Source organism: Gemmobacter nanjingensis (assembly GCF_014652195.1).
Lineage (GTDB): Bacteria > Pseudomonadota > Alphaproteobacteria > Rhodobacterales > Rhodobacteraceae > Gemmobacter > Gemmobacter caeni.
Window position 1 is genome coordinate 41,055 of sequence record NZ_BMYI01000012.1, and the last position, 25,794, is coordinate 66,848.

General features: G+C 63.5%; 24 protein-coding genes, 1 tRNA gene and 1 riboswitch. Of the genes, 12 read left to right on the forward strand and 13 right to left on the reverse strand.

What is annotated here, in order from left to right:
- Positions 1 to 6: 6 nt before the first annotated feature.
- The 8 genes from IE126_RS17235 (at position 7) to IE126_RS17270 (ending at position 8,799) form a co-directional block, all read left to right on the forward strand.
- Complete coding sequence (locus IE126_RS17235) at positions 7 to 726, forward strand: transporter substrate-binding domain-containing protein (RefSeq protein WP_054302772.1); 720 nt, start codon at positions 7 to 9, stop codon at positions 724 to 726.
- A gap of 75 nt (positions 727 to 801) precedes the next feature.
- Entirely contained in the window at positions 802 to 1,683 is an 882-nt protein-coding gene (locus tag IE126_RS17240) for an ABC transporter permease (RefSeq protein ID WP_108129732.1), read from the forward strand.
- Positions 1,680 to 2,507, forward strand: a complete 828-nt coding sequence (locus tag IE126_RS17245) for an ABC transporter permease (RefSeq protein ID WP_054302770.1) — start codon at positions 1,680 to 1,682, stop codon at positions 2,505 to 2,507. Before IE126_RS17240 ends, IE126_RS17245 begins: the two co-directional genes overlap by 4 nt.
- A gap of 205 nt (positions 2,508 to 2,712) precedes the next feature.
- Positions 2,713 to 4,047 (forward strand): glutamine synthetase family protein, encoded by a 1,335-nt coding sequence (locus IE126_RS17250; protein WP_054302814.1) that lies wholly within the window; start codon positions 2,713 to 2,715, stop codon positions 4,045 to 4,047.
- A 69-nt stretch (positions 4,048 to 4,116) separates the two neighbouring features.
- Entirely contained in the window at positions 4,117 to 4,803 is a 687-nt protein-coding gene (locus IE126_RS17255) for a type 1 glutamine amidotransferase (RefSeq protein ID WP_189381712.1), read from the forward strand.
- Positions 4,804 to 4,833: 30 nt separating this feature from the next.
- Entirely contained in the window at positions 4,834 to 6,189 is a 1,356-nt protein-coding gene (locus tag IE126_RS17260) for a glutamine synthetase family protein (protein ID WP_054302768.1), read from the forward strand.
- Between the two features lie 7 nt (positions 6,190 to 6,196).
- Positions 6,197 to 7,498, forward strand: coding sequence for an NAD(P)/FAD-dependent oxidoreductase (locus IE126_RS17265; protein ID WP_189381713.1), 1,302 nt, complete (start codon positions 6,197 to 6,199; stop codon positions 7,496 to 7,498).
- Positions 7,499 to 7,611: 113 nt separating this feature from the next.
- Positions 7,612 to 8,799 (forward strand): DegT/DnrJ/EryC1/StrS family aminotransferase, encoded by a 1,188-nt coding sequence (locus tag IE126_RS17270; RefSeq protein ID WP_189381714.1) that lies wholly within the window; start codon positions 7,612 to 7,614, stop codon positions 8,797 to 8,799.
- Here the strand turns inward: IE126_RS17270 and IE126_RS17275 are convergent.
- From IE126_RS17275 to phaC, 4 genes are all read right to left on the reverse strand, one after another.
- Positions 8,796 to 9,764 (reverse strand): LysR family transcriptional regulator, encoded by a 969-nt coding sequence (locus tag IE126_RS17275; RefSeq protein ID WP_054302765.1) that lies wholly within the window; start codon positions 9,762 to 9,764, stop codon positions 8,796 to 8,798. The genes IE126_RS17270 and IE126_RS17275 overlap by 4 nt on opposite strands.
- 21 nt (positions 9,765 to 9,785) lie before the next feature.
- Positions 9,786 to 10,349, reverse strand: coding sequence for a polyhydroxyalkanoate synthesis repressor PhaR (gene phaR, locus IE126_RS17280; protein WP_189381715.1), 564 nt, complete (start codon positions 10,347 to 10,349; stop codon positions 9,786 to 9,788).
- A gap of 143 nt (positions 10,350 to 10,492) precedes the next feature.
- On the reverse strand, positions 10,493 to 10,948 hold the full coding sequence (locus IE126_RS17285; protein ID WP_054302763.1) for a phasin family protein: 456 nt from the start codon (positions 10,946 to 10,948) through the stop codon (positions 10,493 to 10,495).
- Positions 10,949 to 11,099: 151 nt separating this feature from the next.
- A complete protein-coding gene (gene phaC, locus IE126_RS17290; RefSeq protein ID WP_189381716.1) occupies positions 11,100 to 12,893 on the reverse strand; it encodes a class I poly(R)-hydroxyalkanoic acid synthase in 1,794 nt (597 codons plus the stop codon).
- A 99-nt stretch (positions 12,894 to 12,992) separates the two neighbouring features.
- Here phaC and phaZ point away from each other — a divergent pair, with 99 nt between their 5' ends.
- Positions 12,993 to 14,264: a polyhydroxyalkanoate depolymerase gene (phaZ, locus tag IE126_RS17295; protein ID WP_108129726.1), complete on the forward strand. Its 1,272-nt coding sequence runs from the start codon at positions 12,993 to 12,995 to the stop codon at positions 14,262 to 14,264.
- Here phaZ and IE126_RS17300 read toward each other — a convergent pair whose 3' ends face one another.
- The 3 genes from IE126_RS17300 to IE126_RS17310 form a co-directional block, all read right to left on the reverse strand.
- Positions 14,265 to 14,966: an alpha/beta fold hydrolase gene (locus tag IE126_RS17300; protein WP_189381717.1), complete on the reverse strand. Its 702-nt coding sequence runs from the start codon at positions 14,964 to 14,966 to the stop codon at positions 14,265 to 14,267.
- Positions 14,967 to 15,093: 127 nt separating this feature from the next.
- Positions 15,094 to 15,837, reverse strand: a complete 744-nt coding sequence (locus tag IE126_RS17305) for an alpha/beta hydrolase (RefSeq protein WP_189381718.1) — start codon at positions 15,835 to 15,837, stop codon at positions 15,094 to 15,096.
- A gap of 45 nt (positions 15,838 to 15,882) precedes the next feature.
- Positions 15,883 to 16,551, reverse strand: a complete 669-nt coding sequence (locus tag IE126_RS17310; protein WP_189381719.1) for a DNA-3-methyladenine glycosylase I — start codon at positions 16,549 to 16,551, stop codon at positions 15,883 to 15,885.
- Between the two features lie 162 nt (positions 16,552 to 16,713).
- On the opposite strand from IE126_RS17310, the gene thrS reads away from it, so the two are divergent.
- On the forward strand, positions 16,714 to 18,651 hold the full coding sequence (gene thrS, locus IE126_RS17315; RefSeq protein ID WP_189381720.1) for a threonine--tRNA ligase: 1,938 nt from the start codon (positions 16,714 to 16,716) through the stop codon (positions 18,649 to 18,651).
- 217 nt (positions 18,652 to 18,868) lie between these two features.
- Positions 18,869 to 19,075: a cold-shock protein gene (locus IE126_RS17320; RefSeq protein WP_054302756.1), complete on the forward strand. Its 207-nt coding sequence runs from the start codon at positions 18,869 to 18,871 to the stop codon at positions 19,073 to 19,075.
- Between the two features lie 72 nt (positions 19,076 to 19,147).
- Here the strand turns inward: IE126_RS17320 and IE126_RS17325 are convergent, their stop codons facing one another.
- From IE126_RS17325 to IE126_RS17350, 6 genes are all read right to left on the reverse strand, one after another.
- Positions 19,148 to 19,474, reverse strand: coding sequence for an arsenate reductase family protein (locus tag IE126_RS17325; RefSeq protein ID WP_189381721.1), 327 nt, complete (start codon positions 19,472 to 19,474; stop codon positions 19,148 to 19,150).
- A gap of 106 nt (positions 19,475 to 19,580) precedes the next feature.
- Positions 19,581 to 19,655: transfer RNA gene (locus IE126_RS17330), tRNA-Glu, on the reverse strand.
- Between the two features lie 68 nt (positions 19,656 to 19,723).
- A complete protein-coding gene (gene recJ / locus IE126_RS17335) occupies positions 19,724 to 21,469 on the reverse strand; it encodes a single-stranded-DNA-specific exonuclease RecJ (protein ID WP_189381722.1) in 1,746 nt (581 codons plus the stop codon).
- Positions 21,470 to 21,517: 48 nt separating this feature from the next.
- Positions 21,518 to 21,946, reverse strand: coding sequence for a VOC family protein (locus IE126_RS17340; RefSeq protein ID WP_054302754.1), 429 nt, complete (start codon positions 21,944 to 21,946; stop codon positions 21,518 to 21,520).
- Between the two features lie 76 nt (positions 21,947 to 22,022).
- Positions 22,023 to 23,408 (reverse strand): surface lipoprotein assembly modifier, encoded by a 1,386-nt coding sequence (locus IE126_RS17345; RefSeq protein ID WP_189381723.1) that lies wholly within the window; start codon positions 23,406 to 23,408, stop codon positions 22,023 to 22,025.
- 2 nt (positions 23,409 to 23,410) lie between these two features.
- Positions 23,411 to 24,469, reverse strand: coding sequence for a hypothetical protein (locus IE126_RS17350; RefSeq protein WP_189381767.1), 1,059 nt, complete (start codon positions 24,467 to 24,469; stop codon positions 23,411 to 23,413).
- Between the two features lie 192 nt (positions 24,470 to 24,661).
- Here IE126_RS17350 and thyX point away from each other — a divergent pair, with 192 nt between their 5' ends.
- Entirely contained in the window at positions 24,662 to 25,567 is a 906-nt protein-coding gene (gene thyX, locus IE126_RS17355) for an FAD-dependent thymidylate synthase (RefSeq protein WP_054302752.1), read from the forward strand.
- A gap of 91 nt (positions 25,568 to 25,658) precedes the next feature.
- A riboswitch (TPP riboswitch) is annotated at positions 25,659 to 25,759 on the forward strand.
- Positions 25,760 to 25,794: the final 35 nt, after the last annotated feature.

Below are 25,794 nucleotides of genomic sequence, written 5' to 3' on the forward strand. Positions count from 1 at the left end.
CCAACAATGAAGAAACTGCTTCTTGCCACCGCGCTTCTGGCGCTTACCGGCGGTGCGGCTGCCGCGCAGACCGTGCGTCTGGGCACCGAGGGCGCCTATCCGCCCTTCAACTTCATCGACGACAACGGCCAGGTCGCCGGGTTCGAGCGTGAAGTGGGCGACGAACTGTGCAAGCGCGCCGAACTGACCTGCGAATGGGTGACGAACGACTGGGATTCGATCATCCCGAACCTGCAATCGGGCAACTATGATGTCATCATCGCGGGCATGAGCATCACCGACGAACGCTCGAAAGTCATCAGCTTCTCGGAGAACTACTTCCCCCCGGCCGCCTCGGCCTATGTGGCCTCGGATGCGGGCGCTGACATCAAGGGCGTGGTCTCGGCGCAGGTCGGCACCATTCAGGCGGGCTATGTCGCCGAATCCGGCGCGACCCTGCTGGAATTCGCCACCCCCGACGAAACCATCGCCGCCGTCCGCAACGGCGAGGCTGCCGCGGTGTTTGCCGACAAGGACTTCCTGAAGCCCTATGTCGAGCAGTCGAACGGCGAACTGATGTTCGTGGGCGACGATGTGGAACTGGGCGGCGGTGTCGGCCTCGGCTTCCGTCAAAGCGACAATGAACTGCGCGAGAAATTCACCGCCGCGATCCAGTCGATGAAAGCCGACGGCACCCTGAACGCCGCGCTGAAAAAGCACTTCGGCGAAGATACGCCGCTGTTCTGATTTCGCCCCTGCCCCGCCGGTTCGTCCGGCGGGGTGTTCCGACCTGCCCCGCGCGGCCCCAGCGATCTGTCACCCATGTTCAGCTTTTGCGCCGACCCCAAGGCGCTGGAAGGCTTCGGCTGGCTTCTGTGCTATCTGACCTCCGGCAAGCATCTTGGCTTCTACACCTCGTTCCTGACGGTTTTGACCCTGCTTGCGGTCACCGCCCCCACGGCGCTGGCCTTCGGGTTTGGCGGCGCCATGGCGGCGCGCAGCCATATCGCGCCTGTCAGCTGGCTGGGCAAGATTTACATCGTCATGGTGCGCGGCGTGCCGGACATCGTGTTCTTCATGTTCTTCGTCATCGCCCTTGATCAGGGGATCGAGTGGATGAAGCATCAGGTGGTCTGCCCGGACTGGAAAGAGCCGATCCGCCAGGGGCTGGAATTCCGCGTCTGCCCGCAGGCCAAGGTGCCGCTGGGGTCATCGTCGCAGATCTGGCACCAGCTTTACGGCTTTGCGCTGGCGGTCTTTACCTTCTCAATCGTCTTCGGGGCTTTCGCGGCGAACGTGCTTTATGGGGCCATGAATGCAGTGCCCCGCGCGCAGCTTGAAACCGCCGAAAGCTATGGCATGACACCCCGTCAGGTGTTCCGCCGCATTCTGGTGCCGCAGATGTGGACCTATGCGCTGCCGGGCCTGTCGAACCTGTGGATGATCCTCATCAAGGCGACGCCGCTGCTGTTTCTCCTGGGGGTCAAGGACATCGTTTATTGGGCGCGCGAACTGGGCAGCGCCAAAACCCAGGCTTATGCCTATCCGCATCCCGACTGGCGGCTGTGGTATTTCCTCTTCCTGCTGGTGGCCTATCTCTGCATGACGCGCGTTTCCGAAATCCTGCTGGGCCGTCTGTCGGCACGACTGAACCATGGCCAGGCCACCGCCGCTGGCGAGGCGATGCGGAGGGCCGCGCAATGACCTGCTGGGAAACCATTGGCGCCTATGCCTTCCGCAGCCTCGGTTATGGCGAGAAACTGCTGCCACGCAGCGATTTCACCCTGTGCCAGCAATTCACCCTGATCGGCTCGGGCTTGATCTGGAACATCTATTTCGGCGCGCTGGCGCTGATGTTCGGCTTCTTCTTCGCCAATGCGCTGGCCATGGCGAAGGCCTCGCACAACCCATGGGCGCGCAAACCTGCCGAATGGTTCATCTTCGTGTTCCGTGGCTCGCCGCTGTTCATCCAGTTCTTCCTTGCCTATTCGGCACTGGTGATGCTGCCGCGCGGCGGAATCGACATTTTCGGGCTGCATATTGCGACCAATTGGCTGACAAGTGCATGGGCAGGCGCGCTGATCGTGCTGTTCCTCAATACCGCCGCCTACGCCGCAGAGATCTTCTATGGCGCCCTGATGTCGGTGCCGAAAGGCGATCTGGAGGCGGCCGAGGCTTACGGCATCCATGGCTGGTCCAAGTTCCGCCGTATCCAGTGGCCAACCATGCTGCGGCTGGCCTGGCCTGCCTATACCAACGAGGCGATTTTTCTGTTCCACGCCACGACGCTGGTGTTCTTTTCCGGCTTCCCGGCGTTCCAGCAAAGGGGCGATGCGCTCTATTACGCGAACTACTTCGCGGACAAGACGTTCAACCCTTTCGTGCCCTATCCGATCGTCGCCTTCTATTTCATCATGTTGACCGCGACGCTGATCCTTTTGTTCGGAATCGTGAACCGGAGGCTGAACCGGCACCTGCCATCGAACATTCGCAGCAAAATTCGCTTGCGTCCGAGGCTGATCCGATAGTATCCATTATTTGATCAAATTCTTCGGGCCGTCGCCCGAACCGTGCGCCCTGCGGGGCATATGGCGTCCCCTGCCCCGTCGGGCGGGCGTGGATGGCAAGGATCAAACAAGGGAGAAAGGGCCAAGGGCATGGCTCTCACCCCGGCGGGCGCGAGGGCCCACGACGGTGAACCGGCGCCTGACGGTCTTGAACGACACGATGAGTATGAAGGATTGGCTTCGTAAACACCCCGAGGTCCGCACGATCCGGGTGGCAGCGGCAGACCTGAACGGACAGGCGCGCGGCAAGCGCATCCCCGCCCGCTTTGCCGAGAATGTGGTGAAGAACGGCACCCGCTTCCCGTTCTCGGTCCTGAACCTCGACATCTGGGGCGAGGATATCGACGACAGCCCGCTGGTCTTTGAACAGGGCGATCAGGATGGCGTGCTGAAGCCCACCGAACGTGGGTTCATGCCAATGCCCTGGCTGGAGGCCCCGACCGCGCTGCTGCCGATCTGGATGTTCCGCGAAAACGGCCTGCCCTATGACGGTGATCCGCGCCATGCCCTGCGCGCGGTGGTCGACCGCTACAAGGCACGCGGCCTGACCCCGGTCTGCGCGATGGAGCTGGAATTCTTTCTGATCGACGACAGCGGCAAGACCATGCAGGTGCCCGCCTCGCCCCGGTCTGGCAAGCGGCGCAAAGCGGCGGAAACACTCTCGATCCGCGCGCTGGACGCTTTCGACACTTTCTTCACCGATCTTTACGACGCCTGCGAGGCGATGGACATTCCGGCCGATACCACCACATCGGAAACCGGACTGGGCCAGTTCGAGATGAACCTGATGCATTGCGACGATCCGCTGCGCGCGGCGGATGACGCATGGCTGTTCAAGATGCTGGTGAAGGGGCTGGCCCGCCGTCACGGCTTTGCCGCCAGCTTCATGGCGAAACCCTATGCCGAATATTCCGGCTCGGGGCTGCACACCCATTTCAGCGTGATCGACAAGGACGGTGACAATATCTTTGACAGCGGCGGGCCGAAGGGCACGGCGGCGCTGCGTCAGGCGGTGGCGGGCTGCCTGCATGCGATGCATGACAGCACACTGATCTTCGCGCCGCATCAGAACAGCTATGACCGGCTGGTGCCGGGCAAGCATGCGCCCACCGCGATTGCCTGGGGCTACGAGAACCGCACCGCCGCGATCCGCATTCCGGCGGGCAGCCCCTCGGCCCGGCGGGTGGAACATCGGGTGGCGGGGGGGGACGTGAACCCCTACCTCATGCTCGCCACCATCCTTGGTGCCGCACTTGTCGGCATTGAGGACGAGATGGAGCCGCCTTCGCCGATCACCGGCAATGCCTATGCGCTGGACCTGCCGCAGATCCCGGCGAACTGGGCCGAAGCGATCGACGCCTTCGAAAATTCGACGATCATGCCGCGCATCCTGCCGCCCGACCTGATCCACAATCTCGTGCTGACCAAACGGCAGGAGCTGCATTACCTTGCGGAACTCAGCCCCGAGGAGCAGGTCGAGCTTTATCTCGACACCGTGTGATGCCTTGCCCCCCTTGCCGTCAGGGGGGGCAGGTTGCTACATTTTCCGTATCACTGACACAGGTTATCCATGCGCATCGGCATTCTGCAAACCGGCCTCGCCCCTGACGCGCTTGCGCCGCAGATGGGGGATTACCCCGACATGTTTGCCCGCCTGCTGGATGGCAACGGCTTCGACTTCCGCACCTATCGCGTGGTCGACATGGGGTTTCCCGCCAATGTGCATGACTGTGACGGCTGGCTGATCACCGGCTCGCGCCATGGCGCCTACGAGGATCATCCCTTCATCAAGCCGCTGGAAGACTTCATCCGCCGCGCCTATGCCGAACATGTGCCCATGGTCGGTATCTGTTTCGGCCATCAGATCATCGCACAGGCGCTTGGCGGCAAGGTGGAACGGTTTGGCGGAGGCTGGGCAGTCGGCCCGACCGATTATGCCTTTGGCGACGAGACGCTGACCCTGAACGCCTGGCACCGCGATCAGGTGGTTGAACGGCCCGAAGGCGCCGAGGTCATCGGCAGCAATGCCTTCTGCGAAAATGCCGCGCTGGTCTATGATGACCGGGCGCTGACAGTGCAGGCCCATCCCGAATTCCGCGACGAATTTGTGGACGGGCTGATGAAGACGCGCGGCAAGGGCGTTGTGCCGGACGAGGTGATGGCCAGGGCGGGCGCACGTCTTGGCACGCCGATCCATGACCAGACCATTGCGCGCCGGATTGCCGCATTTTTCAAAGCCCCTCGCGGGGAAAACTGAGGCCACAGGGCCAAAACCAGAGTGTGACCCATGTCCGATTGGACGAGCAAGCTGCCCGAGGCAGCCCGGAACTATATTGCCAACCGCCGCGTGGACGAGGTGGAATGCGTGATCGGCGACGTCGCCGGTGTGGCGCGCGGCAAGGCGATGCCGGCCGCGAAATTCGGCAAGCAGACCAGCTATTTCCTGCCGAACTCGATCTTCCTGCAAACCATCACCGGCGAATGGGCCGACAATCCTTTCGATGCGTTCACCGAGCCCGACATGATCCTCGTGCCGGATTTCAGCACCGCGACCGCCGCGCCCTGGACCGCCGATGTCACGCTTCAGGTGATCCATGACGCGCAGGACCAGCAGGGCAATCCGGTTGCCTTCAGCCCGCGCAACGTGCTGAAACGTGTGGTCGATCTGTTCAAGGCCGAGGGCTGGACCCCGGTTGTCGCGCCCGAGATGGAATTCTTCCTGACCGCCCGCAACACCGACCCGAACCAGCCGATCCAACCGCCCATGGGCCGCACCGGCCGCCGCGCCGCGCAGAAACAGGCCTACAGCCTGTCGGCGGTGGATGAATATGGCAAGGTCATCGACGACATCTATGATTTCGCCGAGGCGCAGGGGCTGGAGATTGACGGTATTCTTCAGGAAGGCGGCGCAGGGCAGATCGAACTGAACCTTGCCCATGGCGATCCGGTGCGGCTGGCCGATGATGTGTTTTTCTTCAAGCGGCTGATCCGCGAGGCGGCGCTGCGCCACGATTGCTTCGCCACCTTCATGGCCAAGCCCATCGCGGGCGAACCGGGATCGGCCATGCATATCCATCACTCTGTGGTGGATACGGCAACCGGCGCCAATATCTTTTCCGATGCCGAGGGCGGCGAGACGCTGGAGTTCCTGCACTTCATCGCCGGGATGCAGAACCACCTTCCGGCGGCCATCGCGCTGCTCGCGCCCTATGTGAACAGCTATCGCCGCTATGTTCCCGACTTCGCGGCGCCGATCAATCTGGAATGGGGCCGCGATAACCGCACCACCGGCCTGCGTGTACCAATCTCCGGCCCCGCTGCGCGGCGGGTGGAAAACCGGCTGCCAGGCATGGACTGCAACCCCTATCTGGGGATCGCCGCCAGCCTCGCCTGCGGCTATCTGGGCCTGAAGGAAAAGAAGATGCCCCGTGCCGAATGCACGACCAACGCCTATATCGACAGCGACGACATCCCCTATAACCTTGGAGATGCACTGGACCTTCTGGAAGAGGACGGCCCGCTGCGCGAGGTACTGGGCGTCACGTTCTGCGGTGTCTACGACAGCGTGAAGCGCAATGAATACAAAGAGTTCCTGCAAGTCATCAGCCCGTGGGAGCGTGAGCATCTTCTGCTGAACGTCTGAGGCCCGCATGAACCTTCTCTACGCAAATGACCGGCCGGGGCATTACCCGGCCAGCTTCTATGCTGCGACAAAGGCCGAGCTTGCCCCCTTCCCCGAGTTGCGGGGCGAGGTGCGCGCCGATGTCTGCGTGATCGGCGCGGGCTATACTGGCCTTTCCGCCGCGCTGCATCTGGCGCAAGCCGGGTTGCGCGTCGTGGTGCTGGAGGCGCATCGCGTGGGCTTTGGCGCCTCGGGCCGCAATGGCGGGCAGGTCGGCAGCGGCCAGCGGCTTGACCAGGAAGAAATGGAGCGGATCGCCGGGCGTGAAAACGCCCGCCGCTACTGGGATCTGGCGGAAGAGGCCAAGGTGCTGGTCAAGAGCCTGATCGCCGATCACGCGATGCCCTGCACCTTCCATCCCGGCGTTGCCCATGCCTGCTGGCATGACCGCGAGGTCCGCCATACCCATGCCTATGCCGAAAAGCTGCGCCGCGATTACGGCTATGATCAGTTGGAGGTGCTGGACCATGCGGGCATCCGCGCGCTGATCGGGTCGGACGCCTACAAGGGCGGCGAAATCGACTGGGGCGCCGGGCATGTGCATCCCCTGAACTATGCATTGGGCCTCGCGCAGGCGGCGATGGCTGCAGGGGCGGTGATCCATGAGACCAGCCCCGTGCACCGGATCGACAAGGGTGCCCCGGCGACCGTCGCCACCAATCATGGCCGCGTCGTCGCGGATCATGTGGTTCTGGCCTGCAACGGCTATCTCGGCGGGCTTGAGCCGCAGGTGGCGGCCAAGGTCATGCCGATCAACAATTTCATCGTCGCGACCGAGCCTTTGGGCGACCGCGCGGCAGAAATCCTGTCACAACCCGTTGCGGTAGCAGATACCAAATTCGTGGTGAATTACTGGCGCCTGTCGGAAGACAACCGCCTGCTGTTCGGCGGCGGCGAAAGCTATGGCTGGAAGTTCCCCGACATCGTGAAAACCGTGTCGAAACCGATGCTGGAGGTCTACCCGCAACTGCGCGATGCGAAGATTGACTACGCATGGGGCGGGACACTGGCGATCACAATGAACCGCCTGCCCTGCTTTACCCGCATCACCGGCAACATCCTGTCGGCCTCTGGATTTTCCGGCCACGGCGTCGCGATGGCGACACTGGCGGGCAAGCTGATGGCCGAGACGTTGCGCGGGCAGGCGGAACGGTTCGATCTGATGGCAGCCCTGCCGCAGCCACGTTTCCCCGGCGGCGTCGCGCTGCGCTGGCCAATGCTGGTGGCCGCGATGACGTGGTTTTCTCTGCGCGACCGGCTGGGAATCTGACGCGCTGGTCGGCGGAAAGCCCCGTCCCGACGCCTGGTCATGCAGTTGTTGCTGGCGTTGGCGGGGCATAGCGCTTACAGGTTTTCCGAAGAAAAGTTTCAGGAAAGCCGAATATGGCCGCTGACGGACAGATCGCCCCGCCCAATGTTTATGACGCCGAACCGATCCCCGAGGCCGCGCGCGCGGCAATCGAGGGGCTGCTCGCCTCGGGCGATCTGTTCCGATACACAGCGCCGGAAGGTGCCCCGGTCGCGCTGCTGGAGGCGGAATTCGCCGAGCTTCTGGGCGCGCGCTATGCGCTGGCGGTATCGTCCTGTTCCGCTGCGCTCTTTTTGTCGCTGAAGGCGCTGGACCTGCCGCGCAGCGCCAGGGTGCTGATCCCGGCGTTTACCTTCGCCGCTGTGCCCTCGGCCGTGGTGCATGCCGATTGCACTCCCGTTCTGGTCGAGGTGGGCGAGAACTATCGCGTCGACATGGACGACTTCGCCGCCAAGCTGCCCGACGCGGCGGCGGTCATCATCAGCCACATGCGCGGACATACCTCGGACATGGACGCGATCATGCAGCTTTGCGATGCTGCGGGCGTGCCGGTGGTCGAGGATGCGGCGCATAGCCTCGGCACCACCTGGCATGGCCGCAATATCGGCACCATCGGCAAGATCGGCTGTTTCAGCTTTCAGTCTTACAAGATGATCAACGCCGGCGAAGGTGGCATCCTGATCACCGACGATCCCGAACTGGCAGCTCGTGCGGTCATCATGTCGGGCGCCTACGAGCACAACTGGAAGAAGCATCCGGGCCTGCAAAACAGCTATATGCTGTGGCAGAACAAGCTGCCACTTTACAATATGCGGATGCAAAACCTGTCTGCCGCCGTCATCCGCCCGCAACTGCCGGAACTGGCACGGCGTGTCGAAAAGGGGCGCGAGAACCATGACCATGTGGCGGAGGCGCTGAACCGCTCGCCCTGGCTGTCGGTGCCCGCGCCGCTGGCCCCGGAGGAGCGCGCGCCGGATTCGATTCAGTTCAACCTCGTGGGCTTTGAGACTGATGCCGAAGCGCGCGCATTCCAGACCGCCGCGAAGACACGCGGCGTGTCGGTGCAGGTCTTCGGTCTCAGCGATGATAACGCCCGCGCCTTCTGGAACTGGCAATTCCTTGGTGACCTGCCAGAGCTGCCGCAGACCCGGGCCATGCTGATGCGCGCCTGCGATGTGCGGCTGCCGACCCGGCTGAACCGGGCGGAACTGGACTTCATTGCCGAGGCACTGGTCGCCGCAGCAGCGGATGTGAAGGGCTAAAGCAGCCGCAACTGCCCGTCGAGCCAGGGCCACCGCAGCAGCGCCGGGGCGATCACCGCCTCGGCCAGCAGGGCCTGCACGTGCTCGCGCACCTGCCCCGGCATGGTCTGCAAGGCGCCGCTGCGGGCTGACAGCACGATCCGCCGTTCCAGCCCCCCGAAAGGAAGCGGGCAGACCTCCACCTCGGGCAGGAAGCGCGCGGCATGGTGCAAAGCCAGCGGGGTCAGGATCGTCCAGCCCTGCCCTGCCGCGACCATCGCCAAAATGGCGTGATAGCTGTCCAGTTCAAACCGATGCGCCAGTGTCAGGCTCTGGCCGGCCAGATGCGCCGCGATCTGCCGCCCCATCAGATGCCGCGCGGAATAGTGGATCAGCGGCAGCCCGCGCAGCGTGTCTGCCAGCGCATCGGTCGGTGTTCCCCGAGGAATGGCGACCACAAACGGCTCTGCCAGCAGAGGATAGCTTTCCTCCCCCGGCTCGGCGCTGCGGGCAAGCCCCGGGTCGGCGGTGATCACCATATCCAGCGCACGGGCGGAAAGCTGCTCCAGAAGGCGATGGCTCGCGCCGGTTTCCAGCAGGAAGCGGCTGTTGCGAAATTGCGCCGAAAGCGCGGTCAGCAGGCGCGGCGTGACATCGGCGTCCAGATCCTCGATCACGCCCAGACGCAGGCGGGGCAGCCCCGACAGATCCGCAAGCGCCAGTTCAGCACGGGCGGCCGTCGCGCTGTCCAGCATGCTGCGGGCGTGCCGCAGAAAGACGCGCCCCGCTGAGGTCAGCCTCATCGGGCGCGCGCCGCGATCCAGCAACGTCACCCCCAGAACGCCCTCTAGCCCGGCAAGTTGCTGGCTCAGGGTCGATGTGCTCGCCCCAAGCCGCCGCGCCGCGGCAGAAATCGACCCGGCTTCGGCGGTTGCCAGAAAGATTTCGACCCCCCACAGGGAAATGCGGCTCTGGGTGTCGTTCATCGCCGCACCGGGATCAGGGCATCAAAGCTTGGACAGCTTGGATTGCAGATCGGCCAGTTGCTTGCGGATCTGTGCCAGTTCTTCGGCAGAAGATCCCTGCTTGTCGTCATCCGCCTCGCGGCCTGGCACCGTCGTGCCCCAGGCAGGCAAGCCGCCCATCATGGATTTCATGAAGGCTTCCTGCTGCTTGCGCATCGCCTCGAACCCCGGCATCGCGCTCATCGGGTTGGGGAAGCTGCTGAAATTCTCCAGCATCTTGGACTGGCCGTCGCGCAGCATCTCGAACGAGGCGGCGAGGAAATGCGGCACGACGCTTTGCATTTCGGTGGTGTAGCTGCGGACAAGATCGGTCAGCACGTTGATCGGCAGGACGCTTTCGCCCTTGCTTTCATGTTCGGCCACGATCTGAAGCAGGTACTGACGGGTCAGGTCATCGCCCGATTTCAGATCGACGATCTGCACCTCGCGCCCGGCGCGGATGAATCCGGCAATATCTTCCAGCGTCACATAATCGCTGGTTTCGGTATTATAGAGACGGCGGCTGGCATAGCGTTTGATCAGCAGCGGCTTCTCGGTGTTGGCCATGGCGGCGCCTCCCCTTTTATGCGCTTGCAGAGAAGATTAGGGCAGGCGCAGCGGAAAAGGAAAGCAAAAAGAAAGGGCGGGCCGAAGCCCGCCCCTGCGCATTCTCCCGGCAGGGAGGAGAGGCCGGGAATGCGCGCGAAGAATTACTTCGCGGCAGCAGCCGAAGCAGCTTTCTTCACCGCAGCGGTCGCTTCGGTGGTGGCTTTCTTCACGGCAGCCTGAGCTTCTTCCGAAGCGTCCTTGCCAGCAGCCAGCATCAGTTCGACGGTTTCCATCTGAACTTTCTTGGCGATCTCGGCGAAAGCGGCCATGTTCTCGGCAGCCATCTCGGCAGCGGACGAAGCGAAGTCCGAAGCGGCTTTGCCGTATTCGGCGACGTCAGCCTTGGCTTTCGAGGCGTCGGCCATCTTGGCGATGGTGTCCTTGGCCCATTTCGAGGTGATCTCGGTCGACTTTTCAGCGGCTTCCAGAGCCACTTTGGTCAGCTTTTCACCCATGGCGGCCTGGGTCTTGAAGGCGTTCTGGAACGCGGTGCCGTCCACCGGGAACGCAGCCATCATGTCCTGAACCATCTTGGTCATGTCGGGGGTCTTGGTCATACTAGTGCTCCATCTATCGGGTCTGCACTGAAGCAGTGCCGTTTCCTGACCACCTACATAAATGCTGCGCCGCAGAAAATCAAGTGAAATTTCTGCGACGCAGCAAAATCAGAGGTTGCAGAGCCGGGCGGAACGACAATAGATATCCGATTCAGAGACTTGGGACTGCGGCGACATAGGTGCCAGGCGAAGGTGCCAGTACCGGATTGGTCGAATCGCCCGGCACGCGGGCAGCAATCATCTTGCCCGACCGCGCTGCAAGCCACTCTCCCCAGCGCGGCCACCAGCTTCCGGGCGTGAAGGTTGCGCCCTGCATCCACTCGTCCGCCGAGGTCATCTGGGCATCATTGGTGTAGTGCCCGTACTTCCCTTTCGACGGCGGATTGACGATGCCCGCGATATGGCCGCTTTCCGAGACGATAAAGGTCTTGTCCTTCGACCCCATCTGCCGCACGCCGTTGAAACTGCTTTTCCAGGCGGCGATATGGTCGGTCTCGCAGGCAATCGCGCACAGAGGCACCTTGACGTCCGCCAGCCGAACCCGCTCGCCAAAGACCGGAAAGCCCTGGCGGGCAAATTCGTCGTGCTGGCACAGGCCGCGCAGGTATTCGACCGCCATCTTCGCCGGAAGATTTGTCCCGTCGCCGTTCCAGAACAGCAGGTCGAAAGCAGGCGGCGCCTCGCCCATCATGTAGCTTTTGATGGCAGGCTGATAAATCAGGTCGTTCGAGCGCAGGAAGCTGAAGGTCTTGCTCATGAAGAACTTGTCCAGCACCCCGTCGACAGCAACCTGCCGCTCGATTCCGTCGATGAAGTCGTCGTTGAGAAAAACCCCGACCTCGCCCTGATCGCTGAAGTCAGTCAGTGTGGTGAACAGCGTTGCCGATTTCACCGACTTGTCGCCGGTTTTCTGCATATGGGCCAGCGTCAGACTCAGCGTCGTGCCCGCAATACAATAGCCCACCGCGTTGATCTGCTTTTCGCCGGTGATCTGCTTCACCTCGTTGATCGCCGCCAGATAGCCGTCACGGATGTAATCATCCATGCCGACATCGGCATAGCTCGCATCCGGGTTGACCCAGCTGACCACGAACAGGGTAAAGCCCTGATCGACGATCCAGCGGATCAGGCTGTTGGCAGGCTTCAGATCGAGGATGTAGAACTTGTTGATCCACGGCGGGAAGATCAGCAGCGGGGTCTGATGCACCTTCTCGGTCGTCGGGGTATACTGGATCAGTTCCAGCATGTGATTGCGGAAAACCACCGATCCCGGCGCGGTGGCGATATTCTCGCCAACGTGGAACGCATCACGATCCGCCAGCGTGACCAGAAGATCGCCATGGTTGCTTTCGATATCGCGCACCAGGTTTTCCAGCCCCCGCACCAGGCTTTCGCCATCGGTTGCCACCGCGCGCTCCAGCGCGTCAGGGTTGGTGCCAAGGAAATTGGTGGGCGAGAACATATCGACCAGCTGGCGCGAGAAATACTCGATCCGCTTCTTGTCAGTGGCATCCAGCGTTTCGATACCGGAAACAGCGCCGCTGATCGCCTCGGCATTCATCAGATATTGCTGCTTGAGGTAATTGAAGAACGGGTGGCTGTCCCAGAGCGGGTTGCCGAATCGGCGATCCTTCGGGCCGGGGTCTGCCGGAGCCTTCAATTCTCCCTGCGCCAGCGCATGCTGCGCCTGCACATAGTGTTTCAGGGTCTTCCCCCAGTAGCCGACCTGCTGTTCGATGATTTTCGAGGGGTCCTGCATCATTTCAGCAACATAGGCCGCCGCCGCCTTCAAATAGACCTCCTGAGAGGGGCCATGAAGCGACATATCAACCTGTTTGCGATGTGTTAGCGCCGCTGCAAGGCGCCTCGACAACTCGTCGACCCTGACAAGATTCGCATTGAGCCGTTCCAGCCGTGCGTCATCGTCCTTGGTCTCGGTTGTCATATCAACAATTCCCCCCTAAAGTTTTTGCGCATGCAGCATTTCCGCCTGCCTTCCGGGGTTGCGCGGCAGAGCCACGGCCCCAACGGGCAAGGAGACGCGATGAAGTATATGGCGACTTACGACCTTATGGAAACTGCCCGCAACACAAATGAATGGCTTGGGGCAACCGCACGGGCCATGGCCTCTTACCCGGCTTTCGCACTTTCCACCAATCCGCTTGTCAACCTCACCGCCGCATGGGGCGAGGTGACCGAGCGGACCTTCGGTCGCATGGTTGCCAAGCCCGACTGGGGTATCCGTTCGATCGTCGGGCCGGACGGGCAGGATCACCTCGTCGACATCAAGCAGGTGGTCGAAAAGCCCTTTGGCGACCTGATCCAGTTCTTCGTGCGCCGCCGCCCGCCGATGGCCCGCAAGATCCTCGTCGTCACGCCGATGTCGGGCCACTACGCCACGCTGCTGCGCCCGACCGTCGCCAGCCTGCTGCCCGATGCCGATGTCTATGTCACCGACTGGCACAATGCCCGCGACATCCCGGTTTCGGCCGGGAAATTCGATGTCGAGGATTACACGCTTTATCTGGTCGACTTCATGCGCCACCTCGGGCCTGACACCCATGTCATCGCCGTGTGTCAGCCGGTGCCGCTGACGCTGGCCGCCACCGCGTATCTCGCCGCAGAAGACCCCGCCGCTCAGCCGCGCTCGCTGACACTGATGGGCGGGCCGGTGGACCCGGATGCCGCCGCGACAGAAGTGACCGATTTCGGTCGTCGGGTCACCATGGGTCAGCTGGAGCAATGGGCGATTCAGCGTGTGGGCTTCAAATACAAGGGCGCCGGGCGGTTGGTCTATCCGGGGCTGCTGCAACTCGCGGGGTTCATGTCGATGAATGCCGAAAGGCATTCCAAGGCATTCACCGACCAGATCATGCGCGCCGCGCGTGGCGAGTCGTCGGACCACGATGCCCACAACCGCTTCTACGATGAATATCTGGCGGTGATGGACATGACCGCAGAATTCTATCTGTCGACGGTGGAGCGCGTCTTCAAGAACCGCGAAATCGCGCGCAACGTCTTTACCGTGGCGGGCAAGAAGGTCGACATGGGCGCGATCACCAATGTCGCCGTGAAGATCGTCGAGGGCGAGAAGGATGATATCTCGGCCCCCGGTCAATGCCTTGCTGCGCTGAAGCTGCTGACCAACCTGCCCGAGTCGAAAAAGGCGCAGCACCTTGAACCCGGCGCAGGCCATTACGGCATCTTCGCGGGCAAGTCCTGGCGCCTGAATATCCGTCCGCTCGTGCTGAGCTTCATCGACGCCAATTCCGGCAAACCGGCGAAAGCGCCGGTGAAGCTCGCCGTTTCCAAGTAATCAGCGCAGAAGCATCGGGCCGCGCAGGAATTCCTCCAGCGCGGCCGTCACCACCTCGGGCGCTTCCAGCGTCAGAAGGTGCCCAGCCCCCTCAATCATCCGCAATTTGGCAAAGGGCATCAGCCCGGCCACCAACTCGTGCCGCCGCGGCGGGACCAGCGTATCGCGTGCGCCACCCAGGATCAGGGCAGGCACCGTCGCGCGGCGCAGGGTCTTTTGCTGGTCTGGCCGTCGCTGCATGGCGCGCGACTGCGCAAGGTAGACACCTTCGCCCAGATGATCCGCCATCTCGCGCAACAGCGCGGTCATGGCCCCTGTGCGTGGCCCGGCTTCGTCCAGCGGGTATTCCTCTGCCACCGCCTGAAACAGCCGCCCCGCGCGCGCGGCCACCATGCGCGCCTCGCGCGCGGCAGCGATATTCGCGGGTTCGGCCAGCGGATCGGTAGAGATCAGCGCGATCCGGCTGATCCGGTCGCCCGCGCGCCGCAGAACATCCAGCGCCACATCGCCGCCCAGCCCCTGCCCTACCACAACCGCCCGGGGCGGCAGTTGCGGGACGAGCGCGGCTGACATTTCCTCGACCGTATGGCCCTGCGGCTGGGCGATCGTCACAGGCCGGTGCCGCGACAGATGCAGGATCTGATGTTCAAAGACACGGGCGTCGCAAAGCAGCCCTGGAATCAGGATGACCGGCTCGTTCATGGGCCTCAAGACCTTGTGGATCACCGCGTCTGAGGGCGGTGTTGCCGCCAAGGTTACTGCAAGGCCCCCGCGCGGGCCAGAGTGCCCCTTCGCGCGGCGGCGACTGCGGGCATTTGCGCCACAGCGGTCAAAGGACCGCGTCAATCTCGCCAAGGCTGGCCGTGATCAGATCAAGACATTCGGGCGTCGAGAAGCGGTGATCCGCCCCCTTCACAAGACTGAGCCTCAGGTCAGGGCTTTCAGCATGGTCCAGAAGGCGCAGCGCCACCGCAGGAGGCACATCCACATCCGCCGTGCCCTGCAACAGCCGCACCGGGAAAGGCAGCGGCAGGGGCGTGCGCAGGACCAGCCGGTTACGGCCGTCCTCAATCAGCTTGCGTGTGATGACGTAGGGCTCGTCCGAATACTCCGAGGGCTGCTCCAGCCGCCCGGCCATCACTGCGGCGCGTTCAGCTTCGGTAAAGCCCGCCCACATCAGATCTTCGGTGAAATCCGGCGCGGCGGCGATACCGATCAGCCCGGCGACCCGTTCCGGCATGGCGCGCGCTACCAGAAGCGCCATCCAGCCCCCCATCGACGAGCCGACAAGGATCTGCGCCCCCTCGGTCAGGCTGGCCACTGCCGCAATCGCATCTTCGGCCCAGTCGCCGATGCAGCCATCCAGAAAATCGCCCGAGGATTGGCCATGGCCGGAATAATCGAACCGCAGGAAGGCACGGCCCTGCGCCTCGGCCCAGGCTTGCAGATGTACTGCCTTGGTGCCCGTCATGTCAGATTTGAACCCGCCAAGGAACACCACTCCCGGCCCCTTTCCCGCTGTGCGGTGATAGGCGATGCGGCGGCCTTGCGGCGTGGTCAGAAATTCGGGCATGGCATTCTCCTTTGCCCGAGTCTTAGCAGAGGCGCGCGGAACGGCTCAACCGATGCTCTGCGCCAGAACGCGGCCGATTTCGTTGAAACTTCGCCCGCTTTCGGCCCGCCACTGGTTGAACGCCACCTGCACCGGCATCATGGCCTTCTTCGACTTGGGCGCCGTGTCCACCACGCCTTCCGCCACCAGCCGCGCCACCACATCCTGCGAGAGGATGAAGCTTTCCTTGCCCATCCACCGCAGCAGGTAGGCGCCGGTATTGCCGCCCAGACGGCTGCCATTCTTCGTCAGCCAGTCCAACAGGCCGACATAATCCTCCACCGGCCAGTCGGCGATACGGCGGGCGAAACCGCCCTCGGCTTCGTCGACCCGACGGATGAACGCGGCATTGTCACGGATCGCCGCAATCTTCGGTCCGCTGCGGATGACACGGGTATCCGCCAGCAGCGCATCAAACCACGCATCGTCCATCATCGACACGCGGCCCACATCGAAGCCGCTAAAAGCCGCTTCGATGCCAGGCCATTTGGCATCGACCACCGTCCAGCTTATGCCCGCCTGAAAGATGCCGCGCGCCATGGTGGCAAGCCAGCGGTCCCCCGGAATGGCGGCAAGTTCGGCAGCCGGTTTCACCGGCGTGGCGCCAGCAAGAACCGCCTCGGCGCTACCCTTACGGGCCGCCGCGATGGTCAGAATTTCATCAAAGCTGCGCATCGCCACCCTCCCCCACCTGGTCGGTCTAGCGTGGCAGAACCGCCCGCGCCCGGCAAGAAGGCGCGACAGTGGCTTGACGCCGCCCCGCACAGGGCGCAAAACCGCGCCGACATACCCGCAACCGGGCGTTCCGTGGGCGCCAAACCGACGAGGAGGATGGCCATGAGCCAGATTTCCCTGACATTCCCCGATGGCAACAAGCGCGACTTCACGACGGGCGTCACGCCTGCTGAAGTGGCTGCCGCCATTTCCACCAGCCTTGCGAAAAAGGCGATCAGCGCGACGGTGAACGGCGCGCACTGGGATCTGCAATGGCCGATCCCGGCGGATGCGACCATCGCCATCCACACGATGCAGGACGAGGCACAGGCGCTGGAACTGATCCGCCACGACCTCGCGCATATCATGGCGCGTGCCGTGCAGGAGATCTGGCCCGATGTGAAAGTCACCATCGGCCCGGTCCGCGACTATGGCTGGTTCTACGATTTCGACCGCGCAGAACCCTTCACGCCCGAAGACCTCGGCCAGATCGAGGCGCGGATGAAGCAGATCATCAACGCCCGCGAGCCGGTGAAAACCGAAGTGTGGGACCGCGCGCGCGCCGTCGAATATTATCGCGGCAAGGGCGAACCGTTCAAACTGGAGCTGCTGGACCGGATTCCCGAAGATCAGGACATCCGCATGTATTGGCATGGCGACTGGCAGGATCTGTGCCGTGGCCCGCACCTGCAACACACGGGCCAGGTTCCGGCCGATGCCTTCAAGCTCACGCATGTCGCTGGCGCCTATTGGCTGGGCGATGCCACGCGCCCGATGCTGCAACGCATCTATGGTGTGGCATTCCGCAACCGCGACGACCTCAAGGCGCATCTGACGATGCTGGAGGAGGCCGCAAAACGCGACCACCGCAAGCTGGGCCGCGAGATGGACCTGTTCCACCTTCAGGAAGAGGCGCCGGGCATGGTGTTCTGGCATCCGAATGGCTGGACCGTCTATCGCACGCTGGAAGACTATATGCGCAAGCGGCTGCGGCAGGCGGATTACAAGGAAATCAAGACGCCGCAAGTGGTTGACCGCGTGCTGTGGGAGAAATCCGGCCACTGGGAAGCCTATCGCGAGAACATGTTCATCGTCGAGGTGGACGAGGAAGGCGCCAAGGAAAAGCGCATCAATGCGCTGAAGCCCATGAACTGCCCCTGCCATGTGCAGGTCTATAATCAGGGCCTGAAATCCTACCGTGACCTGCCACTGCGGCTGGCCGAATTCGGGTCGTGCCACCGCTATGAAAGCTCCGGCTCCATGCACGGGCTGATGCGGGTGCGTGGCTTCACGCAGGACGATGCGCATATCTTCTGCACCGAGGATCAGATCGAGGCCGAATGCGCGGGCTTCATCGGCTTGCTGTCGTCGGTTTACCGCGACCTGGGGTTCGAGAAGTTCGACATCAAACTGTCCACCCGTCCCGATGTGCGTGTGGGCAGCGACGAAATCTGGGACAAGGCCGAGAATGCGCTGCAAAAGGCCATTGAAAGCCTTGGCCTGCCCTATGAGATCAACCCCGGCGACGGGGCGTTCTACGGGCCGAAACTCGACTTCAAGCTGACCGATGCGATCGGGCGCGAATGGCAGTGCGGCACGTTCCAGGCCGATTTCAACCTGCCTGTGCGGCTGGATGCGGAATATGTTGGCGAGGATGGCGCCAAGCATCGCCCCGTCATGCTGCACCGCGCTGTTCTGGGCTCGTTCGAGCGTTTTATCGGCATCCTGATCGAGAACTATGCCGGCAAGCTGCCGTTCTGGCTGGCCCCGCGTCAGGTCGTTGTCGCCTCCATCGTTTCGGACGCCGATGCCTATGTGCATGAGGTGGTCGCCACGCTGAAAGCGGCGGGCATCCGGGCCGAGGCGGATACCCGGAACGAGAAGATCAACTACAAGGTCCGTGAACATTCCGTCGGCAAGGTGCCCGTGATCCTTGCCATCGGCATGAAAGAGGTGGAAGATCGTTCGGTATCGGTGCGGCGTCTGGGCGAGACGCGCACGGAAACCGTTGCGCTGGACCAGATCATCCCGCAACTGGCCAAGGAAGGGCAGATGCCCTGACGTTCGCCCGGACGTGCTGCTGAAGACCTGAAGAATTGGGCGGTCCATTGGCCGCCCAAGCTATTTTCTTGATTTTTACCAAGCCCGTGTCATCATGGATCAAGTGACGACAGACTTTCGACCGCCTTCTGCCGGACAGGCAGCCGGAGAATTGGAAGACCTGGCTGCACGGCCCACGGTAATTCCGCCGCGGGATGTCTGATGAAGGAGAGACGGCATGCCGACCGGCACCGTGAAATGGTTCAATGCCACCAAGGGCTATGGCTTCATTGCACCCGACGATGGCGGCAAGGACGTGTTCGTCCATATCTCGGCGGTGGAACGCGCCGGGCTCAAGGGTCTGAGCGACAACCAGAAAATCGGTTACGAGCTTCAATCGGGCCGTGACGGCCGTTCGTCGGCTGGCGATCTGAAACTGCTCTGATCCGCCCGGATCGAAGCGGTACGCTGCGGCCCCGCGAGGGGCCGTTTGCATTTTGCGGCCGCGTTGAACGGCTTAACCCAAAACCGCGCCCTGCACTGCGGCATCCCAGCCCAGAAACCACTTACCCTCCGATTCGATGACCGGCCGTTTCATAACGGTCGGCTGAGCAGCAAGCTGCGCCTCCGGTTCGGATGCCTTCAGAAAATCGTTAAAACTACGATAGGTGGTCGAGGATTTGTTGATGATCCGATCCCCGAACTCCACCATCAGCGCCGCAATTTCCGCCTCGCTGAGCGGCTCTTTACGGATATCGCGGAACGTCACCGCATGACCCGCCGCCTCGATGGCCTTCAGAGCTTTCTTGCATGTGTCGCAGGTGGAGATGCCGTAAAGGATCATCTGACGCTCCATGAATTTACCAGTTTCCCGCAGTAGCCCGCACCTGGCAGGTGGGCAAGCATGTATTCCACTTCTTGGGAAAACCCGCCACTTCCTGACAAGGAAGTGGCAGCCCGTAGGGGAGTCGAACCCCTCTTTTCAGGTTGAAAACCTGACGTCCTAACCGATAGACGAACGGGCCGTGGCCGGTGAGGGGCTATCTAGCGGCGCGTTGGCTGCGGCGCAAGAGGAAAATGCGACAGTTTCGCATCAAGCGCGCGCCGCATCCTCCAGACGCAATTGCACCCGCGTGCGGCCACCATAGCTGTTCAGCTCCAGCCGCCCGGCAAGATGGAAACGCTGGTGTCCCGCGTTCTCCAGCGCGGGGCCAAGCGGGCCATCGAAGGCGCCAAAGGCGATGGCGTCAATCTTCGGGCCACTGCCATCCCCGAAGCTGAGCCGCAGATGGCTTTCGCCCACGCGACGCGCGCTGACCGCCTGATCGGCAAAGGCAAAGCGCGGGGCCGGGGCGGCAGCGCCAAAGGGACCGGCTTCCTCAAGTTGTTCGATCAGCGCGGGGCTGACCGCCATCGGGCTGAGCAGACCGTCCAGCCGCAGGTCAGCGGGGCCAGTGGCCCCCGCCCCCTGCCGCTCCAGCAGTTCGGCCAGCCGCGCCATGGCGGGTTCGATCTGATCCTCGACCACCGTCAGACCCGCCGCCATCTTGTGCCCGCCGCCCTTCAGCAGCAGCCCCTCGGCCGCCACGCGCTGCACCGCTGCGCCAAGGTCCACGCCGGTCACCGACCGGGCCGAGCCCTTGCCGATGCCGCCCTCAAGCCCGATCACCACGGCGGGGCGGTTCGTCGCCTCTTTCAGACGCGCGGCCACGATGCCGACAACGCCCGGATGCCACCCTGCCCCAGCGGCCCAGACCAGCGGACCATCCAGCCCGCGGGCTTCGGCCTGCGCGAGGGCCGCGGCACGCACCGCCGCCTCGATCTCGCGCCGCTCGGTGTTGAGCTGGTCCAGACGTTCGGCCAGCGCCGCCGCTTCGGCCGGGTCATCGGTGGCAAGAAGACGGGCGCCCAGATCGGCCTGACCGATCCGCCCGCCCGCATTCACCCTTGGCCCCAGCAGGAAGCCCAGCGAGTAGGGCGTGGGTGCCTGATCCATCCGCGCCACATCGGCCAGCGCGCGCAGCCCCGCGCGTTCGCGCCGCGCCAGCACCCGCAGCCCCTGCCGCACGAAGGCACGGTTCACCCCGATGAGCGGCGCCACGTCGGCCACGGTGGCCAGCGCCACCAGATCGAGCAGCGCCATCAGATCCGGTCCCTGCACGCCTTCGGCCCGCAGACGGCGGTTCGCCTCGACCAGCAACAGAAACACGACCGAAGCCGCGCAAAGATGTGCAAGACTGCCATCCTCGTCCTGCCGGTTGGGGTTCACCACCGCGACCGCCTCGGGCAGCGTCTCGCCGCCAAGGTGGTGATCCAGCACCACCACATCCGCGCCCTTCGCGGCGGCGATGGGCTCATGGCTCAGCGTGCCGCAATCGACGCAGATGATCAGGTCATGCGCGGCGGCCAGCGCCTGCATGGCAGGCACGTTGGGACCATAACCCTCGTCGATACGGTCGGGGATATAAAGCGTCGCAGGCCGCCCCATGGCGCGCAACCACGTCAGCAGCAGCGCGGCGGACGAGCCGCCATCCACATCATAATCGGCGAAGATGGCGATGCGTTCGCGGCCGCGCAGCGCCTTCAGGAAGCGTTCTGCCGCCGGGGCCATGTCACGCAGGCTCAGCGGATCAGGCAGCAGGTCGCGCAGCGCGGGCGCAAGGAAGGCGGGCGCCTCCTGCGGGGTCACGCCGCGTTCGGCCAGAACCTGACACAACGCGGCGGGAAGCCGCGTTGCCTGGGCCAGCGCCTCGGCCTGCCGGGTGACCGATGGGTCGGGGCCAAGCCAGCGCCGTCCGGTCAGCGAGGCTTCGACATTCAGAAAAGCTCGATCCGTCATGCGCCCGTCCTGACCGCTTCGCCCCGTGCCCGCAAGGGGTTTCCTGCCTTACCAGTGCCCCGTATTCGGCATCGAGGTCCAGGGTTCGGCCGGCGCCTGCGCCGTGCCCGCCTGCAACAGCTCCACCGATACATTATCCGGGCTGCGGACGAAGGCCATGCGACCGTCGCGCGGCGGACGGTTGATGGTCACGCCATTGTCCATCAGATGCTGGCAGGTGGCGTAGATGTCCTCCACCTCATAGGCCAGATGGCCGAAATGGCGGCTATCCGAGGGCAGGCCGTCGTCGCCATCCCAGTTGTAGGTCAGTTCTACCGGGCATTCCGGCTGGCCGGGCGGCGCCAGGAAGACCAGCGTGAACCGGCCCTGTTCGTTTTCGTAGCGCCGCGTTTCCTCCAGCCCCAGCAGGCGATAGAAGGCCATGGATTTTTCAAGGTCCAGCACGCGGACCATGGTGTGCAGATATTTCAGCTTCATCGGGTTCCCTCGCCTTTGGCCGTGGCGGCTGTGCCGCCGGTAGCGGAAACATAGGGTCAAATCCGGCGGATGCCAGTCAGAAGCTGGACTGGATGCCCAGCGTCACGCCCAGCCCGCGCGAGCTGTACAGCCCGACATCGGAATGGTTACGGGCCGCACGGATATCCAGTGTCGGTGAAAAGCCGTAAAACTGCACATCCTCATGCTGGATCGAGATATCCAGCGACATGCGCCGGTCTTGCCGCCCGTCACGCAGATCAAAGGGCGAATCCGGGTAGTCGCGCGCCTCGAAGGTCAGCGCACCGCCAACCGAAAACCCGGCCAGAGGCCGGGCCTTGTCCCAGGCCAGACGGGCCGTGACGGCATTGTTGCGCAGGCCAGGGCTGTCGGTCGCGGTAACACGCCCTCCCAACGTCAATTGAAGCCGGTCCTGATTGGCGAGCTGGCGCTGCACTCCGAAGGTCAGCGACACGACATCCGCCGAACGCACCGCGGAATCGAGCCGCCATTGCCGTTCCGCGCTCAGCGCCACCATGCCCGCCACACCGTTCCCAAGCGGCCGGTCTGCCTGTGCCTCCAGCCGCAGCGCGTTGGACAGGTCATAGCCACCCGCCCAGTCATGCGAGGCATAGGCCCCGAATCCATAGGTTGTCTGGCCGGTTTCGGGGCGCCAGCGGCGGCTGATGCCCGCCTCGACGCTGGCGCTGTCATAGTCGCGGCCAAGGGCACCGGGCGCGATGCGCTTCGCTTCGGATGAAAGCTGTACCTTGGTCTGTTCCGCGCGGAAATGCAGCGCGGTCATCGTGGTGGCGGTAGGGGGCAAGCGGTAGGTCACGCCGAACCCGGCAGTCGCCTCCACCCCCGACAGCGCCTTCTGCGCGCCGGTAATCTCGATCTCGGGGCCCAGCCAGGGGATGCCCGGATTGGTGTAACTCGCCTCGGTCGATCCGTCGTTCACGTTGGACGAAGGATTGGCGCGCAGGTTGAAGTTCCAGAGCCACGGATTGCGCGAACGGACGAAATCGTAATCCTTGGCCACCGCTGCCCGGCTGGCGTCGTCCGGCGCAGCCTGCGCCGCCAGACGCAACCAGAGCTGACCGCGCGTGACATAGCCATCTTCCACCAGCGAGCTTGCGACGAACATCGCCGCCCCGAACCGGGCCTGTTGCTTGTCGCTGATCCGGTAGACCTCGCGCGCATCAGCCCGCGCGCTGCCCGCGCGACCCAGCTTCAGCCGGGCCTGCGCCCGCAGCATCAGCGCGGCGGTATCGCCTGCATCCCTCGCCAGCAGGGCCTCGGCGAGCGCCTCGGCGCCCCGGGCATCGCCCTCGGCCATCATCGCATAGCCGATGCGGCGCAATTCCTGCGCCGTCATGGCATCCTCGGCCCGGATCTGGGTTGGCCCCAGCAGGGCGGCGGCGATCAGCCCCGCCACCAGCCGGAACCGCAGCGGCCGAAGCATCGTCAGTTCGCGCTCGCCTTCTTGCGCTTCAGGATGAAGCCGCCGGTCTCGCGCGTGGTCACGCCCGACCAGCGCGGGTCGTCGCCTTCGACCACAACCACACCAACCACCCGCTCGGCATTCTTGCCCGAGACGATGGCATAGTAGTTGCCTTCCTCGAAGCCCTCGATCGCCCCGCTGCCATTGTAATAGCTGGAAGAGACGGTTCCGACGATCTCGCCATTGTCGTCCATCACGCCCTGCTGCACGCGGAAGCGGATTTCAGGCAGACCGTCCTGCTTGCGATCCGACTCCGCGGACAGCGCGGCCACCACCTCGTCGGTGATTTCCTTGCCGTTGATATCATAGATCTTGCGGTTGTAGATGCGGCCCTTGACGCCATTGCCATCGTTGAAATCGTCGTAGTCGATATCCATGGTCATGTCAGCGCGGCCATATTCAAGCCCGCTCTTGGCCTTGAAATCCCGCAGCGAATCGAACTTGCCCTTGTAACGCGCCTGGCCGCGATAGTCGGCGGTATTGGTGCCCTCGGCGGGCAGAGTGACCGATCCGTTCCGCTGATAGATGAACCCGCCGAAGCCGTAATCGACATAGCCGCCGGTGCGGACGATGGCGAATTCGACCTGCCCGTCGCTGCTGACACCATAAAGCGCACGGTGCTGGATCTGCTCGATCCCGTCCAGGGTGGGCTTTCCTTCGTAAACCGCCACCTTGCCCAGCGAGCCGACCTTGGTGCCACGGGTATAGGCATTGTCGCCATCAAAGGGCAGGCCATCCACGCTGAACGTGTCGCTGTCGCGGTTGTAGCTGACCTTCGTCACATAGCCGTTGCCGCTGTCGCCATCGGTGGAGGCCGTACCCCGCGCCTCGTACCGGACGATCCGCTTATCCGGTTTGGGGCTGGCGGTGCCGGGAGGCAGCTCGCGGTCGCTGTCAATTCCGCCATCGGTCCCGCCGTCTGTGCCACCATCGGTGCCCCCGTCGGTCGGGTCCTCGAACGGGCTGCCGCTACAGGCAGACAAAAGCAGAAGCGCGGCAAGCGCCGTACGAAGCTGAGACATGATAACGGTCCTGTGACACTGCTGCGTTTTTCTTTCCAGATTTTCCAAAATCCCTGTAAAGTCAACGAGTTTCGCACCGTTCATCACTTTGGATGAAGGCTGCGGCATCTCTGCACCACGCATCATCCGGTGGGTTATATGCGGGGCTTCGCCCAGATATAGTGGTTTCCGACTCATACGAAGGACCACACCATGCCCCTGACCCCTGAACAGCAAGCCGAGATCGACGCCCTGCGTGCGACCCCGCGCCCTACCCTTCGCGCTGTCTCCGAAGGGATGGAGGCCCATCTTTACCGGGCGCATCAGGTGCTGGACCACGGCTTTGTCCGGGTGATCGACTATATGGGCGACGATGCCGCCATCGTGCAGGCCGCGCGGGTCAGCTATGGCGCGGGCACGAGGAAAGTGAACGACGACAGCGGCCTGATCCGCTATCTGATGCGGCACTGGCATTCCACCCCGTTCGAGATGTGCGAGGTGAAGCTGCATGTGAAGCTGCCGATCTTTGTCGCGCGCCAGTGGATTCGCCACCGCACCGCCAATGTGAACGAATACAGCGCCCGCTATTCGATCATGGACCGTGAGTTCTACATCCCGACCCCTGAACATCTGGCCGCGCAATCGACGGTCAACAATCAGGGCCGTGGCGCCGTGCTGCAAGGCGATGAAGCGGCGCGGGTGCTGGAAATCCTGAAATCCGATGCCGCCCGCAGCTATGACCATTACGAGGAAATGCTCAGCCAGGACGGCCAGCAGGGCCTTGCGCGCGAATTGGCGCGGATGAACCTGCCCGCCAATATCTATACGCAATGGTACTGGAAGGTCGATCTGCACAACCTGTTCCACTTCCTGCGGCTGCGCGCCGACGCCCATGCACAATATGAAATTCGCGTCTATGCCGAGGCGATTGCGAAAGTGGTGGCGGACTGGGTGCCGGTCGCGTTTGGCGCTTTCGAGGATTACCGCATGGGCGGAGTCACCCTGTCGGCCAGGGCCATCGCCGTCCTGAAGCGTCGTCTCGCGGGCGAAACAGTCGCGCAGGAAGACAGCGGCATGAGCAAGGGCGAATGGCGCGAGTTCACCGAGGTCTGGGGCTGACCCCCGACCGGGCGCCACCTCCCCCGGGCCGGTGGCGCCGTCCAGTTTCCTGTCGATTCCCCTTGCACATGGCTCACCCTGCCCTATTGTCTCCCGCACCTCGGGGGGCCCTACTGGGCTGAGATGCGGCAACGCGGACCCGTTGAACCTGAACCGGTTAGGACCGGCGGAGGGAAGGTGCGTGGCCCGGCCATACTCCCGTCTCCGCCCGTCGCAGATAGGAGAAT

Excerpts from the sequence above, each read along its gene's own strand:
- IE126_RS17235 (WP_054302772.1), top strand. The coding sequence starts at position 7 with ATGAAGAAACTGCTTCTTGCCACCGCGCTTCTGGCGCTTACCGGCGGT.
- IE126_RS17240 (WP_108129732.1), top strand. The coding sequence starts at position 802 with ATGTTCAGCTTTTGCGCCGACCCCAAGGCGCTGGAAGGCTTCGGCTGG.
- IE126_RS17245 (WP_054302770.1), top strand. The coding sequence starts at position 1,680 with ATGACCTGCTGGGAAACCATTGGCGCCTATGCCTTCCGCAGCCTCGGT.
- IE126_RS17250 (WP_054302814.1), top strand. The coding sequence starts at position 2,713 with ATGAAGGATTGGCTTCGTAAACACCCCGAGGTCCGCACGATCCGGGTG.
- IE126_RS17255 (WP_189381712.1), top strand. The coding sequence starts at position 4,117 with ATGCGCATCGGCATTCTGCAAACCGGCCTCGCCCCTGACGCGCTTGCG.
- IE126_RS17260 (WP_054302768.1), top strand. The coding sequence starts at position 4,834 with ATGTCCGATTGGACGAGCAAGCTGCCCGAGGCAGCCCGGAACTATATT.
- IE126_RS17265 (WP_189381713.1), top strand. The coding sequence starts at position 6,197 with ATGAACCTTCTCTACGCAAATGACCGGCCGGGGCATTACCCGGCCAGC.
- IE126_RS17270 (WP_189381714.1), top strand. The coding sequence starts at position 7,612 with ATGGCCGCTGACGGACAGATCGCCCCGCCCAATGTTTATGACGCCGAA.
- IE126_RS17275 (WP_054302765.1), bottom strand. The coding sequence starts at position 9,764 with ATGAACGACACCCAGAGCCGCATTTCCCTGTGGGGGGTCGAAATCTTT.
- phaR (WP_189381715.1), bottom strand. The coding sequence starts at position 10,349 with ATGGCCAACACCGAGAAGCCGCTGCTGATCAAACGCTATGCCAGCCGC.
- IE126_RS17285 (WP_054302763.1), bottom strand. The coding sequence starts at position 10,948 with ATGACCAAGACCCCCGACATGACCAAGATGGTTCAGGACATGATGGCT.
- phaC (WP_189381716.1), bottom strand. The coding sequence starts at position 12,893 with ATGACAACCGAGACCAAGGACGATGACGCACGGCTGGAACGGCTCAAT.
- phaZ (WP_108129726.1), top strand. The coding sequence starts at position 12,993 with ATGAAGTATATGGCGACTTACGACCTTATGGAAACTGCCCGCAACACA.
- IE126_RS17300 (WP_189381717.1), bottom strand. The coding sequence starts at position 14,966 with ATGAACGAGCCGGTCATCCTGATTCCAGGGCTGCTTTGCGACGCCCGT.
- IE126_RS17305 (WP_189381718.1), bottom strand. The coding sequence starts at position 15,837 with ATGCCCGAATTTCTGACCACGCCGCAAGGCCGCCGCATCGCCTATCAC.
- IE126_RS17310 (WP_189381719.1), bottom strand. The coding sequence starts at position 16,551 with ATGCGCAGCTTTGATGAAATTCTGACCATCGCGGCGGCCCGTAAGGGT.
- thrS (WP_189381720.1), top strand. The coding sequence starts at position 16,714 with ATGAGCCAGATTTCCCTGACATTCCCCGATGGCAACAAGCGCGACTTC.
- IE126_RS17320 (WP_054302756.1), top strand. The coding sequence starts at position 18,869 with ATGCCGACCGGCACCGTGAAATGGTTCAATGCCACCAAGGGCTATGGC.
- IE126_RS17325 (WP_189381721.1), bottom strand. The coding sequence starts at position 19,474 with ATGATCCTTTACGGCATCTCCACCTGCGACACATGCAAGAAAGCTCTG.
- recJ (WP_189381722.1), bottom strand. The coding sequence starts at position 21,469 with ATGACGGATCGAGCTTTTCTGAATGTCGAAGCCTCGCTGACCGGACGG.
- IE126_RS17340 (WP_054302754.1), bottom strand. The coding sequence starts at position 21,946 with ATGAAGCTGAAATATCTGCACACCATGGTCCGCGTGCTGGACCTTGAA.
- IE126_RS17345 (WP_189381723.1), bottom strand. The coding sequence starts at position 23,408 with ATGCTTCGGCCGCTGCGGTTCCGGCTGGTGGCGGGGCTGATCGCCGCC.
- IE126_RS17350 (WP_189381767.1), bottom strand. The coding sequence starts at position 24,469 with ATGTCTCAGCTTCGTACGGCGCTTGCCGCGCTTCTGCTTTTGTCTGCC.
- thyX (WP_054302752.1), top strand. The coding sequence starts at position 24,662 with ATGCCCCTGACCCCTGAACAGCAAGCCGAGATCGACGCCCTGCGTGCG.